Here is a 17,371-nt window from a genome sequence, read left to right as displayed (position 1 = left end):
GCAGCAGGGCTGCCCGGGCTACATTTCCCCGCGTGAGTGTCGACAGTAAGGACCCCTGCGTGTCTCCCATGGCCCGCACCGCCCCGGTGCCTGCCGCAACAGATCCGGCCATCATCCGGAACTTCTGCATCATTGCCCACATCGACCACGGCAAGTCCACCCTGGCCGACCGCATGCTGCAGTACACCGGCGTCGTCCAATCGCGCGACATGAAGGCCCAGTACCTGGACCGCATGGACATCGAGCGCGAACGCGGCATCACCATCAAGTCCCAGGCCGTCCGCATGCCCTGGGAGCTCGATGGCACCAGTTACGCCCTGAACATGATCGATACCCCGGGCCACGTTGACTTCACCTACGAGGTCTCCCGTTCATTGGCAGCCTGCGAAGGCGCGGTGCTGCTGGTGGACGCCGCGCAGGGCATCGAAGCGCAGACCCTGGCCAACCTCTACCTGGCCATGGAAAACGATCTGACCATCATTCCGGTGCTGAACAAGATCGACCTCCCGGCGGCCCAGCCCGAGAAGTACGCCGAGGAACTGGCTAACCTGATTGGCGGCGACCCGGAAGACGTCCTGAAGGTCTCCGGCAAGACCGGCGTCGGCGTTGAAGCCCTCCTGGACCGGATTGTGCGCGATCTTCCGGCACCCGTCGGCGATCCCGATGCACCGGCGCGTGCCATGATCTTCGACTCTGTCTACGACACTTACCGCGGCGTAGTCACCTACGTCCGGGTTGTCGACGGCATGCTGCACCCGCGCGAGCGGATCCAGATGATGTCCACCAAGGCCAGCCACGAACTCCTCGAGATCGGCGTGAGCTCCCCGGAGCCCGTGCCGTCCAAGGGCCTGGGCGTCGGCGAAGTCGGCTACCTGATCACCGGCGTGAAGGACGTCCGCCAGTCCAAGGTCGGCGACACCGTCACCAACCTTGCCAAGCCGGCGTCGGAATCCCTGAGCGGTTACGCGGACCCCAAGCCCATGGTCTTCTCCGGGCTCTACCCGCTGGACGGCACGGACTACCCGGTGCTCCGCGATGCCCTGGACAAGCTCAAGCTGAATGACGCAGCCCTGATCTACGAACCGGAAACGTCCGCGGCCCTGGGCTTCGGTTTCCGCGTGGGCTTCCTGGGCCTGCTGCACCTGGAAATCGTGCGTGAGCGCCTGGAACGCGAGTTCAACCTGGACCTGATCTCCACCGCACCGAACGTCGTCTACGAGGTCACCCTCGAGGACAAGAGCACCATCACGGTGACCAACCCCAGCGAGTTCCCGGCCGGCAAGATCAATGAGGTCCGCGAGCCCATGGTGGCCGCCACCATCCTTGCCCCCAATGAGTTCGTCGGCGCCATCATGGAACTCTGCCAGGGCCGCCGCGGCACGATGCGCGGCATGGACTACCTCTCCGAGGACCGCGTGGAACTGCGTTACTGGATTCCGCTCGCGGAAATCGTCTTCGACTTCTTCGACATCCTCAAGTCCAAGACGCGCGGCTACGCCTCGCTGGACTGGAAGGCCGACGGCGAACAGGTGGCCGACCTGGTCAAGGTCGACATCCTGCTCCAGGGCGAACAGGTGGACGCCTTCAGCGCCATCACGCACCGCGACAAGGCCTACGCCTACGGCGTGATGATGACGTCGAAGTTGCGCGAACTGATCCCGAGGCAGCAGTTCGAGGTGCCCATCCAGGCGGCCATCGGCTCCCGGATCATCGCCCGCGAAAGCATCCGTGCCATCCGCAAGGACGTGCTGGCCAAGTGCTACGGCGGTGACATCACCCGTAAGCGCAAGCTGCTCGAAAAGCAGAAGGAAGGCAAGAAGCGCATGAAGATGGTGGGCCGCGTGGAGGTTCCCCAGGAAGCCTTCATCGCCGCCCTCACCACCGACGAGTCCAAGGACAAGGCTAAGAAGTAGTGCCAAGCGCCCTTCCTCTTGGCGATCCGGCGCCTGCGGACGGACTGCTGCCCCCGCAGGTGCTGGACGGCGTCGAACACCGGAAGTTCGGGCTGTACGTCCACATCCCGTTCTGCGCCGTGCGCTGCGGCTACTGCGACTTCAACACCTACACGGCCAGGGAACTGGGCGGCGGCGCCTCCCAGGACGCCTACGCCGGAACGGCGGTTGCCGAAGTCGACTTCGCTGCTGCGGCAATGCAGGCTTCCGGCTTGCCTGCCCGCAAACTCAGCACTGTCTTCTTCGGCGGCGGCACTCCCACGCTGCTTCCTGCGGAGGACCTTGCCCGGATCCTGGCCGCCGCCGTCGGGCATTGGGGACTGGAAACGGGCGCGGAGGTCACCACCGAGGCGAACCCGGATTCGGTCACGCCCGAGTCGCTGGAACTGCTCGCCAAGGCCGGCTTCACCCGGGTGTCCTTCGGCATGCAGTCCGCCGTGCCGCACGTGCTGAAGGTCCTGGACCGTACGCACAGCCCCGAACGGGTGCCGCAGGCAGTGCAGTGGGCCCGCGACGCCGGCCTCGACGTCAGCCTGGACCTCATCTACGGCACGCCCGGCGAATCGATGCACGACTGGCGCACCTCGCTGGAAACCGCCCTCTCCTACGGGCCGGACCACATCAGCGCGTACGCGCTGATCGTCGAGGAAGGAACCAAGCTCGCCGCCCAGATGCGCCGCGGCGAAGTCCCCGGAATCGACGACGACGACCACGCCGCCAAATACGAACTCGCCGACCAACTCATCTCCGCCGCCGGCCTGAACTGGTACGAGGTCAGCAACTGGTCCAGGACGCCCGGGCACGCCTGCCGTCACAACCTGGCCTACTGGCGCGGGGACGACTGGTGGGGCATCGGCCCCGGCTCGCATTCGCACATGGGCGGGGTCCGCTGGTGGAACGTGAAGCACCCCACCGCCTATGCCAGCCGGCTTGCCGCAGGCGAGTCCCCGGCGGCCGGCCGCGAAACCCTCGACGCCGGTACGCGCGAAATGGAGCGCATCATGCTGGAGGCGCGGCTGGGGAGCGGGCTGGAAGTCGACGCGCTCGACGCCGTCGGCCGTCATGCCGTCGCCGGCCTGATCGCCGACGGGCTGGTGGAGCCGGCGGACGCCTTCAAGGGGCGCCTCGTCCTTACGCTGAAGGGTCGCCTCCTGGCCGATGCCGTGGTGCGCCGGCTGCTGCCCGAATAGGGGCTGGCCGCCACCTGTTCAGCCGTTCCTGGCGGGAATATCATGTGCGTGGACGGCCCGGCAATCCGGCTTGGCGCGCCGGTTCCGCCCGCTGCATGAAGACCAATGCTGGGAGGGATCATGTCTTCGATTTCAGCGCAGTCCCCGTTCGGCGTTCCCTGGCGGAGCGCACTTCTTTTCCTTGCAGTGGTGACAGGATTCCTGCTGCTATCCCTTATGACGTTCGACCCGAAGGTCGGGACGGCCGCCTGGGTCATCAGGATCGCCGGTACGGTGGTCTGGATCGCTTTCGCCGCCTACCTTGGCTACCGGGACATCGTCCAGAAACAGGGCAACGGACCGCAGGACATTGACCATGTCCCCTTCGACCGGTGGTCGTGGATCCATGCCTCGGCCGGGGCCATGCTCGGGTTCTGGTCCGTGCCGCTGATCCTGGTTGCGGCCATCACCATCGGCTGGGAATTCTTCGAAAAGTACGTGCCGGGATTCGGCGAGAAGGAGACCCTGGCGAACCGCGCGGTGGACGTGGTCGGCGCGTGGGTCGGCTGGGTGCTGCTCGCGCTGCTTATCGCCGCGCTGGAGAAGGACTCCGTCCCGTTTGTGCTGCCTTCCGCGGATGCGTGGATCCGGAACCTCTAGGCCAGCGGGCTACTTGATCCAGCGCAGGTTGAAACGGTACCTGTGCGGCTGGCCGTGGTTGACCCGGATGCCCGCTGAAACTGCGAAGCACGTCAGCGCAACCCAGATGGCCGTGGCCAACACCGCAAACAAGTTGCCCACCGCCGGAAGGATCACCAGGATGTTGGCGATCACTGCCGCAATGGTGGGAGGCAGGGTGAAGTTCAGGGCTTCCTTGGACTCCTGGGCGGTGAACGGGCCGCGGTCCCGGAAGATCAAGTAGATCAGCAAAGCCGGGACGCAGCCGAGGATTCCGCCGAAATGGGCCAGGGTGGCCCACTGGCGGTCTTCGCCCGCGGTCAGGGGAAGAGCGTTGGCAGGGACGCCGTGGTACTGGGGCTGGCCCTGCGGTGCGTCCAACCCGTCGGGAGCGTTCTCTGCCACTGTGTCTTCCTTAAGGGGCTCGGGTCCGGTGATGTTGCTGTCCCAGAATACTGGGTCGGTGGTGCTTACGGAGACCAGCTGCGCGGCATGGCGCGGGCATGGCTGCTGCGGGAGGCAGGTTCAGGGGGCTGTGAGGAAGTCGATGACTTCTTCCACGCGGCCCAGCAGGGAAGCCTCGAGGTCCGCATAGCTGCGCACGGCGCCCAGCAGTTTCTGCCAGCCCAGGCCGACGTCCTCGGCCGTGGCATGCGGCCACCCGAAGGACTTCAGGATGCCGGTCTTCCAGTCGCTTCCGCGGGGGATTTCCGGCCAGCGCTCGATTCCGAGGGTCTTCGGCCGGATGGCCTGCCATACGTCCACATACGGGTGCCCCACGATGAGGACGTTCCCTGCGGCTCCCGGCAGGGTCATGGCCTCGGCGGCGATGCGGGATTCCTTGGAATCCGGGACCAGGTGGTCCACCAGGATGCCCAGTTTGCGCCCGGGGCCGGGGGAGAAGGCCGAGATGGCGGACTTCAGATCGTCCACGCCGTGCAGCGGCTCGACGACGATGCCCTCCACCCGGAGGTCGTCACCCCAGACTTTCTCCACCAGTTCGGCGTCGTGCTTGCCTTCCACCCAGATGCGGCTGGCCTTGGCCACCTGGGCCCGCTGGCCGGCGACCTTGACGGAACCGGAGGCGGTGCGCCCGGCAGGGACAGCACCGGCTGCCGTGCCGCTTGCGGCCCGGGGCGCCGGCGGGAGGAGTTTGATTGGCTGACCATCCAGCAGGAAGCCGAAGCCGAGCCGGAAGGACTTGGTCCTGCCGTTCCGGTCTTCGAGGGCGACGATGTGCATGCCTCCGGACTTTTCGATCCGGACCACCGCGCCCACCCAGCCGGACTGCACATCCTCAAGTACCATTCCGGCTTCGGCCGGAACCTCGGGAAGTGCCCGTTTGGCGGGGGCGGAAAGGGTTCCGGGGCCCCAGTTGTCGTAGGACACGGTGTCACACCACTTCACTGTCGGAGGTCATTCCGGCCGCCGGAAGCCGCCGGAGCCTGCGGGAGGCTTGTTCGCCGCGAGCGGTACCAATGCTAACAACGGCCCGGCACATACTAGACTTGTTAGCACTTGGGCATGTTGAGTGCTAAGAATCAGTGCTAGGAATCGCGGTTCCGCCGGGCGGCGGACGCGGAACAACCGCGAGAGAATCCAGGGGCAGGAACGTCCGAGGGGAGGCAAGGGGATGAGCGAGCCACGCAAGCTGGAAGTGCTGCGTGCCATCGTCGAAGACTACGTGCATTCGCGCGAACCCGTCGGCTCCAAGGCTTTGGTGGAACGGCACCACCTGGGTGTTTCCAGTGCCACTATCCGCAACGACATGGCACTGCTTGAGGAAGAGGGCCTCATCGCGGCCCCACACACGAGTGCCGGGCGAATCCCTACCGACAAGGGCTACCGTCTCTTCGTGGACCGGATCTCGGCGATGAAGCCGCTCTCGGCCGCGGAGCGCCGGGCCATCCACTCGCTGCTGGAGGGGGCCGACGACGTCGAGGACATCCTGGAGCGTACTGTCCGGCTGCTTTCCCAGCTGACCAACCAGGTCGCCGTCGTCCAGTACCCGCACTCCAGCGGGGCCAAGCTGCGGCACATCGAATTCGTGCTCCTGGCGCCGCGCCAGGTGCTCGTGGTGCTGATCGCGGACAGCGGCAAGGTCGAACAAAGAGTCGTCGACGCCGGGACGGACCTCACGGATGAGGACCTCACCCTGCTGCGGGCACGCTTCCTGTCCAGCATTTCCGGTGCCCCGCTGGAGCACCTGCCGCAACTTCTGGCGCCTGTGGTCGCGCTCTGCCCGCAGCCGCTCCAGGCCCCGGCCGGAGTGCTCGCGCGCGGTCTGGACAAGCTGGCCGAGAACAGCCGTGACGAACGGATGATGATGGCCGGCACAGCCAACCTCGCGCGCTCCAATGTCGACTTTCCGTTGAGCATCGGCCCGGTCTTGGAGGCCCTTGAGGAACAGGTGGTCATGCTCCGCCTGCTCTCCGAAATGGCCGAGGACCCGCGTGGCGTCACCGTCAGCATCGGCCGGGAGAACCCGTACGACGGGCTGTCCGAAGCTTCGGTCGTCGCTACCGGATACGGTCCGGGCGCCGCCGCGAAGATCGGCATCATCGGACCCACCCGCATGGACTACCCCAGCAGCATGGCCGCCGTCCGTGCGGTGGCACGTTACCTTTCGAGGATCCTCGGCAGCTGAGGCCCGCCGGATCCGTCGCAGCAAGAACAGCAGGACAAGAGGAAGAGAAACCGACTTTGAGCAGCCATTACGACGTCCTGGGCGTCTCCCCGGAAGCCACCGGCGAAGAGATCAAGAAGGCGTACCGCAAGCTTGCACGAAAGCTGCACCCCGACGTCAACCCGGGGGAGGACGTCGCGGAGCAGTTCAAGGCAGTCACCCACGCCTACGAGGTTCTTTCCGACCCCCAGAAGCGCCGGGTGTACGACGCCACCGGCAACGAAAACGGCACGGACAACGGCTTCGGCGGCGGCTACGCCGGCCAGGGCTTCGCCTTCCAGGACATCTTCGACACCTTCTTCGGCGGCGGAGGCATGCAGGGCCCGGCCTCGCGGACCCGCCGCGGACAGGACGCGCTGATCAGCGTCCGCGTGGACCTCAAGGACGCCGTCTTCGGCGTGAACAAGAAGCTCGAAGTCGACACCGCCGTCGTCTGCCCCACCTGCGACGGCTCCTGCTGCCGTCCGGGCACCCACCCGGAACGCTGCGACATCTGCGGCGGCAGCGGCCAGGTCCAGCGCGCAGTGCGTTCCATCCTCGGCCAGGTCATGACCGCCGCCCCCTGCGGTTCCTGCGAGGGTTTCGGCACGATCATCAAGGACCCCTGCAACGAATGCAACGGCCAGGGCCGCATCCGCAGCCGCCGTTCGCTGACCATCAAGGTGCCTGCCGGCGTCGGCACGGGTACCCGCATCCAGCTTTCCGGCCAGGGTGAAGCTGGCCCGGCCGGTGGTCCGTCCGGCGACCTGTACGTCGAGATCCGCGTCAACAGCGATCCCACCTTCACCCGCGAGGGCGATGACCTTCACGCGACCCTCAGCGTGCCCATGACCGCGGCCGCCCTCGGCACGGAGCTCACCTTCGACACCTTCGACGGGCCGCAGGAAGTGGACGTCAAGTCCGGAACGCAGTCCGGCGAGGTCATCACCCTCCGCGGCCTCGGCGTCACCCACCTGCGCGGCTACGGCCGCGGCGACCTCAAGGTGCACCTGCACATTGAGACTCCCGGCAAGCTCGACGCTGCCCAGGAAGAGCTGCTGCGCCAGCTCGCCAAGCTGCGCGGCGAGCAGTTCACCGAGGGCAAGCTCGTTGCCAGCGGCGGCATGTTCGCGAAGCTGCGGGACAAGCTCGGTAACCTGTAGCGGTGAGCAACCCCGTCTTCTTTGCCCCGGCAGGTGCCCTTGACGGTCTGGTGCCCGGCGACACCTTCGTTCTCGACGGCGCCGAAGCCCGCCACGCCGTCACGGTCAAGCGCCTCGAAACCGGGGAAGCCGTGGACATCGCCGACGGCGCCGGCCGGCGCCTGGTGGGCAAAGTGCTCGAAGCGGGCCAGGGAACACTGACCGTCGAAGCCGTGGAACTCCGCGAGGAACCGCGGGCTGCCGTCCGGCTGGTGCTCGTCCAGGCCCTGGCCAAGGGCGACCGCGACGAACTCGCCATCGAAACCGCCACGGAGCTCGGCGTCGACGCGGTCATCCCGTGGCAGTCGGAACGCTCGATCGTGCGCTGGAAGGGCGAGCGGGCAGCCAAGGCCCACGCCAAATGGCAGTCCGTGGTCTCGGCGGCGGCGAAGCAGGCCCGCCGGGCCTGGATCCCCGAGGTGCGTCCCGCCGTCGACGGCGCCGGCCTGGCCAAAGCCGTGGCGGCGGCCGATCTCGCCGTCATCCTGCACGAGGACGCCAAGCGTCCCCTGCGTGCGGCCCTTGCGGACTGGCTGGAGGGACTGCCCGACGGCGGCACGGACGGAGTGCGGGAGGTCCTGCTCCTGGTGGGGCCGGAAGGCGGAATCACCCCACGCGAAGTCACCAAGCTGGCCGACGCGGGCGCCGTGACTGCTCTGCTGGGCAACCATGTGCTGCGCTCGTCAACCGCCGGACCGGCAGCGATCGTGCTGGCCAGCGACATTCTCGGGCGCTGGTAGGGCCGGGACTTTTGGCAGACCGTATCAGCCGACGATGAAGGAACTCAGCCGACGTTGAATGAGCGGGTGTCCGTGGACCCCGGTTCGCCCGCCTGGGCCGGCAAGGAGACCCTCAGTTCGTAGCGGCCGGTGCCGAGGCTGACCGTGAAGGTGAAGGTCCCGCCCTGCCCGGGCACCGCGGATGCGGTGGTTGCGCCGTCAAGGTACAGGGCCTTTTCGCCGTTGACAGCCTCGCGGAAGAGCTGCCATTTCAGCTTTGCTCCCTCAACGGTGGCGCGGCCGTTGAACTTCACCGGTCCGCTGGCCAGGGTGAGGTCTTCCTGCGGGTCGATGATCCAGACCGGCGCCACCTTGGATGCGTCACGGACCATCGGTGCGCCCAGCTTGACCTGCCCGAAGGCCATGAAGTCCTTGTGGCCGTCCACCAGGATGACCACCTGGATCTGCTGTCCGGAGTCGATCAGCCCGGAACTCGCCGCGGCCGCCGTGGCCGTGTACACGAGCTGCTGCACCGCGAGCTGTGCCATGCCGGCGTCGAGGTTTGAATTGAAGGCGTCACGGGACACGTCAACGGTGACGACGTTCTTGCCGGAAATCGAGGTCGCGAGGTCGCTCGGTTCCTGCCACGGCGTGAAGAAGTCGTGGTCCAGCGGCTTCGCGGTCATCATCGTGCGCAGGGCAGTGGTGATGGGGTTTTCCGTGCCCGGGTTGTCGCGGAATTCGCGGTGCAGGGCCACCCCGTTGCCGTTGCGGCCGATCCAGTAGACGGGCACCTTGCTTGAGGCCTGGGTGGTTTCCAGCGGCGTGTTGCTGGACGGGGCATTGTGCATTTGCTGTTGCTGCTGCAGCGTCTCCGGGGCTCCGGCCGGTTCCACGCTTCCGCCGTCGGCGATGCAGCCGTTCAACAGGAGGGCAGCGGCCAGCGCGGCAACGAACAAGACGGAATGGTTCCGCTTGCCCTCCCTGCGCATGCTGGCTGCTGTTCTGATGCTGGTGTCCTGCTGTTGGGGTGTCCCGCCGCTTCGGCAGGAACGGATGCTGCTCCGCCGAAACGGGCAGGTGGACTGTTTGTCCTTACTCAGCTTGGCACAGCACGCCGGCCGGCGGCGGCGCTTCCACTGCCTTAGGCGGAACTGAAACGTTATTGATACGAGGTCGATACTGAGTTGATACCAAAGGTGACGGCGGCGGCTGGGACCGGCCTGCCGCCGTCGGGGTATGGGGCTGCTGGCGTAGGATGGGAATCATTCCGGGAAGCAGCTCCCACACCGGCAGGCATGGGACCCGGAAGTTGAACGCATACATCCACAGCGGAGGAGCATAGGCCACACGGCCAACACCATGACTGATTTGAACGGGCGGCCACGGGCTGGCAGCGCCGAGACGGTTCCGGCCGAATTTCCGCATTCCGTTCCGGGCGTCCGGACGGAAGTAGTCGTCTTCGACAACGCGGATCAGATGGTTCAATCGCTGGGCAGCCACGACGAGGCGCTGCGCTACATCGAGGAGCAGTTCCCCGGCATCGATTTCCATGTGCGCGGCAACGAACTTTCCTTCAGCGGTCCGCCCGCGGACGTCCCCCGGATCATGCGCCTCCTCGAGGAAGTCCGCGCCCTGGTGGCCAAGGGAACGGTGATCAACCCCGAGGCCCTGAAGCAGCTGGTTTCCCTGCTGCGCAGCCAGACGGTGCAAAGCCCGGTGGATGTGCTGACCCACAACATCCTCTCCAGCCGCGGCCGCACCATCCGGCCGAAGACCCTGAACCAGAAGAACTACGTCGACGCCATCGACGACAACACCGTCATTTTCGGCATCGGACCCGCCGGCACGGGCAAGACCTACCTGGCCATGGCCAAGGCCGTGCAGGCGCTCCAGATGAAGGAAGTCACCCGCATAATCCTCACCCGCCCCGCCGTCGAGGCAGGGGAGAGGCTCGGCTTCCTGCCCGGGACGCTGAACGACAAGATCGACCCGTACCTGCGGCCGCTCTACGACGCCCTGCACGACATGATCGATCCTGAGTCGATTCCCCGTCTCATGGCCGCCGGGACAATCGAAGTGGCGCCGCTGGCCTATATGCGCGGCCGGACCCTCAACGATGCGTTCATCATCCTCGACGAGGCCCAGAACACCACCCCGGAACAGATGAAAATGTTCCTGACGCGCCTGGGTTTCGGCTCAAAGATGGTGGTCACCGGTGACGTCACCCAGGTGGACCTTCCCTTCGCCGCGAGCTCCGGCCTGCGCGTTGTCCGCGAGATCCTCAACGGCATCGAAGACGTGAACTTTTCCATCCTGGACGCAGGCGACGTCGTCCGACACCGCCTCGTGGCCGATATCGTCACCGCCTACAGCCACTGGGACGAGAAGCACCGCCAGCCGGCAGGGACAGCAGACAGCCACAAGAAGCAGGGAACCCAGCAATGAGCATCGAAGTCAACAACGAATCCGGCGTGCAGGTGGACGAGGCCCAACTGGTCACGTTGTCCCGTTTCATCTTCGAACGGCTGTACATCCATCCGCAGGCCGAGCTGTCGATCCTGCTGGTGGACGAGCCCGCCATGGAAAAACTGCACATCGAACTCATGGACGAACCAGGCGCCACAGACGTCCTCTCGGTGCCCATGGACGAACTCACCCCGGGCACCCCGGACAAGCCCACCCCGCAGGGAATGCTGGGCGACATTGCGATCTGCCCCCAGGTGGCCGAGGTCCAGGCCCGCAACGCCGGGCACCCCGTGCAGGAGGAAATGCTGCTGCTGACAACCCACGGCATCCTCCACCTCCTGGGCTACGACCACGCCGAGCCTGAGGAAAAGGAGGAAATGTTCTCGCTCCAGCGTGAGCTGCTGTCCTCCTTCCTCGGCAAAGACGCCCCCATGGAGACCATGCAGTGACCTCGCTCATCCTGGTCGGGATGGCACTTGTCTTCCTCAGCTTCGTCGCTTTGCTGACGGCTGCGGAAGCCGCCTTCAACTTCCTTCCCCGCCATGAGGCAGAGCTCTCCGCCAGCAACGGCAAGGGCGCTGCGCTGCGGCACATCCTTGCCAATCCTGTGCCCCATATGCGGGCCCTGCGCTTCTGGCGCGTCTGGTTCGAAATGGCTGCCGCGGTGGCCGTCGCCGTCGTCCTGCACAGCCTGCTGGACAACGTCTGGCTAGCCGGACTTGCGGCCACCGGCATTATGGCTGTCATCGGTTTCGTGCTGGTGGGTGTCTCGCCCCGGCAGCTGGGACGGGCGCACTCCGGCGGGGTTGCCAGGTTCATGGCGCCCCTGGTCCGCTTCCTGTGCCGGATCCTGGGGCCGGTTCCCGGCTGGCTCGTCTCGATCGGCACCGCCGTGGCGCCGGGAACCCCAGGCGGCGACGAATTCTTCTTCAGTGAAGAGGAGTTCCGCGAATTCGTGGACCGCGCCACGGAGTCGGACGTGATCGAGGACGACGAGGCCGAACTCATCCAGTCGGTCTTCGATCTCGGAGACACCCTGGTGCGGGCCGTAATGGTGCCCCGCACGGACATCGTCAGCATTGAATCCGGGTCCGGGCTGGAAGAAGCCATGGCGCTCTTCCTCCGCTCGGGATACTCGCGGATCCCAGTGATCGCCGGGGACGCGGACCAGATCCGCGGGATCCTCTACCTCAAGGATGTGGCCGCCGCGCTGCACCGCCCCGATTTCCCTGCCGACGCCCACGACGTCGACTCCCTGGCCCGCGAGACGCGCTTCGTCCCGGAGTCCAAGCCGGTCGACGAACTTCTGAAGGAACTGCAAAAGGAGTCAACCCACGTCGCGGTCGTGATCGACGAGTACGGCGGCACGGCCGGGCTGGTGACGCTCGAGGACCTGATCGAGGAAATCGTCGGAGAGATCGTCGATGAGTACGACGCCGGCGTCGAGGACGCCACCGACCTTGGCGATGGCAGCTACCGGGTCAGTTCGCGGATGAGCATCGACGACCTCGGGGAACTGTTCGACATCGACCTCGACGACGACGAAGTGGACACCGCGGGCGGGCTGCTCGCCAAGGCACTGGGCCGGGTTCCGATTGTGGGCAGCACGGTCGAAGTGGCGGGGATTTCCCTGCGGGCAGATAGGCTGGAGGGCCGGCGCAACCGGGTCAGCCACATCATTGCGGCCGCCGTGCCGAAGGAAGACACTGACCTAGACGGGCTTCTCGACGAGGCCGACATAAAGCAACAGGGAGTACCACGTGAGCAAGCACAGTAAGACCTTCGACACCACCCAGGACTTCAGCGGCTTCCACGCGGGCTTCTCGGTCCTGGTGGGACGGCCGAACGCCGGCAAGTCCACTCTGACCAACGCCCTGGTGGGGCAGAAGGTGGCCATCACCTCGGCCAAACCACAGACCACCCGGCACACGATCCGCGGCATCGTCCACCGTGACGACGCCCAGCTCATCCTGGTGGACACTCCAGGCCTGCACCGGCCGCGCACGCTGCTTGGCAAACGCCTCAACGAACTTGTCGCGGATACCCTCGCCGAAGTGGATGCGATCGGCTTCTGCCTCCCGGCCAACGAGAAGATCGGCCCCGGCGACAAGTTCATTGCCGCCCAGCTCGCCGGTGTCGGCCGCAAGCCGATCATTGCGATCGTCACCAAGACCGACCTCGTGGACAAGCAGGCGCTCACCGAGCAGCTGCTCGCAGTGGCGGCCCTCGGCAAGGAGGCCCTGGGCGATGAAGGCTGGGCGGACATCGTGCCGGTTTCGGCCGCCGACGGCTTCCAGGTCAACACCGTGGCCGACGTCCTCATCAGCCACATGCCGGCCTCGCCGCCGCTGTACCCCGACGGCGAACTTACCGACGAGCCCGAAGCCGTCATGGTGGCCGAACTGATCCGCGAAGCAGCCCTTGAGGGGGTGCGCGACGAACTTCCGCACTCCCTCGCCGTCGTGGTGGAAGAGATTGTTCCGCGCGAAGGCCGCACCGAGGACAACCCCCTGCTGGACGTCCGGGTGAATCTGTTCGTCGAGCGTCCGTCGCAGAAAGCCATCATTATCGGCAAGGGTGGAAGCCGGCTGCGTGAGGTGGGAACCAACGCCCGCAAGGGAATCGAAGCCCTGCTCGGCACCAGGATTTACCTCGACCTGCATGTCAAAGTCGCAAAGGACTGGCAGCGGGACCCCAAGCAACTCGTAAGGCTAGGCTTCTAGCCGCTGGGGAAGTTCACAGATTCGGGCCCTAAAATGGCCGGAATCCAATGTTCCGAGGAAAGGTTGACCGAGTAGTGCGACGTCGAGATGCGCGCGTGCAGGAAAGCAGCGGGACCGGCAAGGCTGCGTCTGCACGCCATGGAGACGCGCCCGGCGCCCCCCGCCATATGCGGTTCCGCAGGCACTCCCTCTGGCTGAAGATCAGCGCCGGAGTGGTGAGCGTGCTCCTCCTGGCGGGCGTGGCCTTCGCCGCCTACTGGTTCATCCGCCTCCAGCTCAACATCACCAAGGCCCCGCTCAACGCGGGGGCGCAGAAGACCGAGGGCGACACCAATGACGCCAAGGACCGCCTGCAGATCCTGATTCTCGGCTCCGATACCCGTGACGGCAAGAACTCCAAGTACGGCAGCGTGGACGATTCCACCGGCTACGGTCATTCGGATGTCATGATGCTGCTGGACATTTCCGCGGACAACCGCCGCGTCAGCATCATCAGCTTCCCGCGTGACCTGCTGGTGGATGTTCCCGAGTGCACCGACCAAACGACGCACAAGAGCTACCCTGCACGATCCGGCGAGATGATCAATGCGGCCATGGCAGAGGCCGGCATCGGTTGCGCTGTCGACACAGTGAACAAGCTGACAGGGCTTGAGATCGACCACTTCATGATGGCGGACTTCAACGCCGTCAAGGAACTGTCCAACACTGTGGGCGGCGTGGCGGTATGCATCAGCGACGCTGTCCACGACCCCGACTCAGGGCTCCGGCTGCCCAAGGGCACCTCCCAGGTGAAGGGCGAACAGGCGCTGTCCTTCCTGCGCACGCGCCACGCCTTCGGCGACGGCAGCGACCTCGGCCGCATCCAGGCGCAGCAGGGCTTCCTGTCCTCGCTCGCCCGCAAGGTCAAGGACGACGGCACCCTCGGCAATCCGCAAAAGCTCCTCTCCATCGCTGATGTCATCACCCAGAACCTCACGGTCGACGAAGGGCTGGCGAACGTGCAGTCCTTGTTGACCATTTCCTCGCGGCTGAAGGACATCGACCTTTCGAAGGTGGCGTTCGTCGCAGTGCCCAACCGGCCCGCCGCCGTCGACCCTAACCGCCTCGAACTGATGCAGCCCCAGGCCTCGCAGCTTTTCGCGGCCATGCGCGCGAACCTCGACCTGACCAAGCCGGGCTCGACCTCCACGCCGGCGGCCTCGCCGGGTGCAAGCCCGACGGCGGCGGCCAGCACACCGGCAAGCACCGCCCCAACGAGCAAGACCCCCTCAGCAGTGCCGTACGACAAGGCCCTGCAGCCGGTCACGGTCGCCGACGGTTCCGGCGTGCCGGAACACGCCCAGGAACTGGTGGCGGCCCTCGTCAAGGCCGGCTTCACCCAGGGCTCGCAGTTCGCCGCGGATCCGACGGCCAAGACCGCCGTTTACTACGCTGCCGGGTTTGAGGACGTGGCCTCCGACGTCGCCAAGCTCTTCGGTATACCGGCCGCCCAGGTGGAGGCTTCGACGGCGGTCAACGGGGTGCAGCTCTATGCCGGCTCGGACTTCACTTCCGGCCTCAAGTTCGGCACCGCCTCCGTTCCGGCCGACGTCGTGAACCAGACGGCCGGCGACGTCAAATGCCAGACGGCGAATCCCGCGCTCGTGGTCCGCTGACCGGCACGGCCGAAAACACTGCACCAACGACGAAGGGCCGGACCACGTGGTCCGGCCCTTCGTCACTGGCGGCATTCCGTGACGGCTACCAGATGCTGACGCGGTCCTCCGGGGCCAGCCACATGCCGTCGCCCTCCTTCAAGCCGAACGCCTCGTGGAATTCGGAGAGGTTGCTGGCGATCGCGTTGGTCCGGAACTCGTTGGGGGAGTGGGGGTCGGTGGCCACCCGGCGGATGGCCTCCTCCGGCCGGATCACCTGGCGCCAGCCCGCCGCCCAGGACATGAAGAATCGCTGCCGCCCGGTAAGCCCGTCAAGGACCGGTGCCTCAGTGCCGTCCAGGCTCAGCAGGTAGGCCTTGTACGCGATCCCGAGGCCGCCCAGGTCGCCGATGTTTTCGCCCAGGGTGAGTTTGCCGTTGACGTTGTGGCCGGGTGCTTCCTCCGGCGCGAGGGCATCGAACTGTGCCACAAGCTTTGCGGTCAGCTTCTCGAAGGCCTCACGGTCCTCGGCAGTCCACCAGTTCCGCAGGGCGCCGCTGCCGTCGAACTGCGATCCCTGGTCGTCGAAGCCGTGGCCGATTTCGTGGCCGATGACGGCGCCGATGCCACCGTAATTCACCGCATCGTCGGCCTCGGCCGTGAAGAACGGAGGCTGCAGGATCGCGGCGGGGAAGACGATCTCGTTGAGCAGCGGGTGGTAGTAGGCGTTCACCGTCTGCGGCGTCATGAGCCACTTGTCCAGGTCGACAGGCTTGCCGACCTCGTCAAGATGCCTGTCGACGTCGGCGTTGTGTCCGCGTTCGACGTTACCCAGCAGGTCCCCGGGGTCGATCTCGACGGCCGAGTAGTCGATCCACTTGTCCGGGAAACCGATCTTCGGCCGGAACGCGTCGAGCTTCTTCAGCGCCTCGGCCTTGGTCTCCTCGCCCATCCAAGCCAGCCCGGTGATGCTCTGCCGGTAGGCTTCGGTCAGACGGGCCACAAGGGTCTGCATCCTCGCCTTGTGCTCTTCGGGGAAGTGCCGTTCCACATAGATCTGGCCCACCGCTTCGCCGAGCGCGGCCTCGACGACGGCGACGCCCCGCTTCCAGCGTTCCTTGTTCTGTGGGGTGCCGCTCAGGGTGGTGCCGTAGAAGGCAAAGTTGGCGTCAACGAATGCCGGGGAGAGGTACGGGGCAGCGGCGTTGATGACCCGCAGTGCCAGCCATTCGCGCCAGGCGGCCAGGGGCTCGGAGTCGAGGAGCCCGGCCGCGCCGTTGAAGAAGTCCGGGGTGCTCAGGACCAGCTCCCCGTACTTGCTGCCTTCGATGCCCGCGGCGTCGAACCAGGAAGCGAGCAGGGGGAAGAGCCCAGCGGCCTCGTCGATGGTCTTCAGGTTGTAGGTCTTCTGCGGATCGCGCAGCGTCACTTTGTCCCAATGGTGGGACGCAAGCGCCTTCTCCAGTGCCACGACCCGCCCAGCCGCTGCGCCGGCGTCGGGAATTCCGGCCAGCCCGAACACGGTGGCGACGTAACCGGTGTAGGCCTCGACGATGGGTGCGAATTTTCCGTCGCGGTAGTAGGACTCATCCGGCAGGCCGAGTCCTCCTTGCCCCGCGTAGAGCAGCACACGGTCCGGGTTGCCGGCGTCCGGCGCCGGATAGATGGAGAACAGGCCGGAAACATCCGAGCGGAAGAGCCGGCCGGTCAGTGCCACCAGGCCCGCTGCGTCGGGGACGGCGAAGACTTCGGCCAGGCGTTCGCTGATGGGGTCGAAGCCCTTGGCTTCCGCGGCGGCTTCGTCCATGAAGCTGTTGTAGAGGTCGCCGATTTTGCGCTCGATTCCCGTGGCGCTGGAACCCTTGGCGGCAGCTTCCTCGATGATCGCCTTGACGGCCAGTTCCGCGTTGTCCCGCAGGGAAGTGAAGGTTCCTTCCAGCGGCCTGTCATCCGGAATTCTCGTGGTGTTCAGCCAGGCCCCGTTGACGTGCCGGTAGAGGTCATCCTGGGGGCGCACGCTTTGGTCGATATTGGACAGGGTGATCCCGGACTGTGGCACGAAAGCTCCTTCGATGACGCGCCGCCGGCAGGGCACCGTTGCCGCGTCTGCATAGTGGACGTTGCTTCAGGTATTGCACTGTCATCATACGCACCGTGTTA

15 protein-coding genes are annotated in these 17,371 nt (G+C 66.1%); 11 read left to right on the top strand and 4 right to left on the bottom strand.

Annotated elements, in window-relative coordinates; all coding sequences use genetic code 11:
- Positions 1-59: 59 nt before the first annotated feature.
- From lepA to ACZ9CK_RS09195, 3 genes are all read left to right on the top strand, one after another.
- A complete protein-coding gene (lepA, locus tag ACZ9CK_RS09205; RefSeq protein WP_426303447.1) occupies positions 60-1,913 on the top strand; it encodes a translation elongation factor 4 in 1,854 nt (617 codons plus the stop codon).
- Positions 1,913-3,142: a radical SAM family heme chaperone HemW gene (gene hemW, locus ACZ9CK_RS09200; RefSeq protein WP_426297734.1), complete on the top strand. Its 1,230-nt coding sequence runs from the start codon at positions 1,913-1,915 to the stop codon at positions 3,140-3,142. The genes lepA and hemW overlap by 1 nt, the downstream gene beginning before the upstream one ends.
- Before the next feature lie 120 nt (positions 3,143-3,262).
- A complete protein-coding gene (locus ACZ9CK_RS09195; RefSeq protein WP_426297732.1) occupies positions 3,263-3,781 on the top strand; it encodes a hypothetical protein in 519 nt (172 codons plus the stop codon).
- Between the two features lie 9 nt (positions 3,782-3,790).
- On the opposite strand, the gene ACZ9CK_RS09190 is transcribed toward ACZ9CK_RS09195, so the two are convergent.
- Both ACZ9CK_RS09190 and ACZ9CK_RS09185 read right to left on the bottom strand, forming a co-directional pair.
- The gene (locus ACZ9CK_RS09190) at positions 3,791-4,204 is read right to left on the bottom strand and encodes a DUF4870 domain-containing protein (protein WP_426297730.1); all 414 of its coding nucleotides are present in this window, start codon (positions 4,202-4,204) and stop codon (positions 3,791-3,793) included.
- Positions 4,205-4,324: 120 nt separating this feature from the next.
- Entirely contained in the window at positions 4,325-5,188 is an 864-nt protein-coding gene (locus ACZ9CK_RS09185; protein WP_426303446.1) for a DUF3097 domain-containing protein, read from the bottom strand.
- A 244-nt stretch (positions 5,189-5,432) separates the two neighbouring features.
- Here ACZ9CK_RS09185 and hrcA point away from each other — a divergent pair, with 244 nt between their 5' ends.
- From hrcA to ACZ9CK_RS09170, 3 genes are read left to right on the top strand one after another with little or no spacing between them, the layout of a single operon-like run.
- Positions 5,433-6,446, top strand: coding sequence for a heat-inducible transcriptional repressor HrcA (gene hrcA, locus ACZ9CK_RS09180; protein ID WP_426297728.1), 1,014 nt, complete (start codon positions 5,433-5,435; stop codon positions 6,444-6,446).
- Positions 6,447-6,502: 56 nt separating this feature from the next.
- On the top strand, positions 6,503-7,627 hold the full coding sequence (gene dnaJ / locus ACZ9CK_RS09175; protein ID WP_426297726.1) for a molecular chaperone DnaJ: 1,125 nt from the start codon (positions 6,503-6,505) through the stop codon (positions 7,625-7,627).
- A 2-nt stretch (positions 7,628-7,629) separates the two neighbouring features.
- Positions 7,630-8,406: a 16S rRNA (uracil(1498)-N(3))-methyltransferase gene (locus ACZ9CK_RS09170; protein ID WP_476049802.1), complete on the top strand. Its 777-nt coding sequence runs from the start codon at positions 7,630-7,632 to the stop codon at positions 8,404-8,406.
- A 44-nt stretch (positions 8,407-8,450) separates the two neighbouring features.
- On the opposite strand, the gene ACZ9CK_RS09165 is transcribed toward ACZ9CK_RS09170, so the two are convergent.
- The gene (locus tag ACZ9CK_RS09165) at positions 8,451-9,344 is read right to left on the bottom strand and encodes a GerMN domain-containing protein (RefSeq protein ID WP_426297722.1); all 894 of its coding nucleotides are present in this window, start codon (positions 9,342-9,344) and stop codon (positions 8,451-8,453) included.
- 403 nt (positions 9,345-9,747) lie between these two features.
- Between ACZ9CK_RS09165 and ACZ9CK_RS09160 the strand changes: the two genes are divergently transcribed.
- Genes ACZ9CK_RS09160 through ACZ9CK_RS09140 form a run of 5 tightly spaced genes read left to right on the top strand, consistent with a single transcriptional unit; the run spans position 9,748 to position 15,232 of the window.
- Complete coding sequence (locus ACZ9CK_RS09160; protein WP_426297720.1) at positions 9,748-10,833, top strand: PhoH family protein; 1,086 nt, start codon at positions 9,748-9,750, stop codon at positions 10,831-10,833.
- Positions 10,830-11,303 (top strand): rRNA maturation RNase YbeY, encoded by a 474-nt coding sequence (ybeY, locus tag ACZ9CK_RS09155; RefSeq protein WP_426297718.1) that lies wholly within the window; start codon positions 10,830-10,832, stop codon positions 11,301-11,303. The genes ACZ9CK_RS09160 and ybeY overlap by 4 nt, the downstream gene beginning before the upstream one ends.
- On the top strand, positions 11,300-12,631 hold the full coding sequence (locus ACZ9CK_RS09150) for a hemolysin family protein (RefSeq protein ID WP_426297716.1): 1,332 nt from the start codon (positions 11,300-11,302) through the stop codon (positions 12,629-12,631). The genes ybeY and ACZ9CK_RS09150 overlap by 4 nt, the downstream gene beginning before the upstream one ends.
- A complete protein-coding gene (gene era / locus ACZ9CK_RS09145; protein ID WP_476049801.1) occupies positions 12,615-13,577 on the top strand; it encodes a GTPase Era in 963 nt (320 codons plus the stop codon). The genes ACZ9CK_RS09150 and era overlap by 17 nt, the downstream gene beginning before the upstream one ends.
- 47 nt (positions 13,578-13,624) lie before the next feature.
- Positions 13,625-15,232 carry an LCP family protein gene (locus ACZ9CK_RS09140; RefSeq protein WP_476049800.1) on the top strand — a complete coding sequence of 536 codons (1,608 nt, stop codon included), beginning with the start codon at positions 13,625-13,627 and terminating at the stop codon, positions 15,230-15,232.
- An 85-nt stretch (positions 15,233-15,317) separates the two neighbouring features.
- Here ACZ9CK_RS09140 and ACZ9CK_RS09135 read toward each other — a convergent pair whose 3' ends face one another.
- The gene (locus tag ACZ9CK_RS09135) at positions 15,318-17,270 is read right to left on the bottom strand and encodes a M13 family metallopeptidase (RefSeq protein ID WP_476049799.1); all 1,953 of its coding nucleotides are present in this window, start codon (positions 17,268-17,270) and stop codon (positions 15,318-15,320) included.
- Positions 17,271-17,371 lie beyond the last annotated feature (101 nt).

The organism is Arthrobacter sp. TE26545, from assembly GCF_056279005.1.
The sequence above is the reverse complement of the archived record's forward strand: the minus strand, read 5'-3'. Positions and strand labels throughout refer to the sequence as shown.

What these genes read in the sequence shown, in the direction of transcription:
- ACZ9CK_RS09195 (WP_426297732.1), top strand. Translation starts at nt 3,263, where the DNA reads ATGTCTTCGATTTCAGCGCAGTCCCCGTTCGGCGTTCCCTGGCGGAGC.
- hrcA (WP_426297728.1), top strand. Translation starts at nt 5,433, where the DNA reads ATGAGCGAGCCACGCAAGCTGGAAGTGCTGCGTGCCATCGTCGAAGAC.
- ACZ9CK_RS09160 (WP_426297720.1), top strand. Translation starts at nt 9,748, where the DNA reads ATGACTGATTTGAACGGGCGGCCACGGGCTGGCAGCGCCGAGACGGTT.
- ybeY (WP_426297718.1), top strand. Translation starts at nt 10,830, where the DNA reads ATGAGCATCGAAGTCAACAACGAATCCGGCGTGCAGGTGGACGAGGCC.
- ACZ9CK_RS09140 (WP_476049800.1), top strand. Translation starts at nt 13,625, where the DNA reads ATGTTCCGAGGAAAGGTTGACCGAGTAGTGCGACGTCGAGATGCGCGC.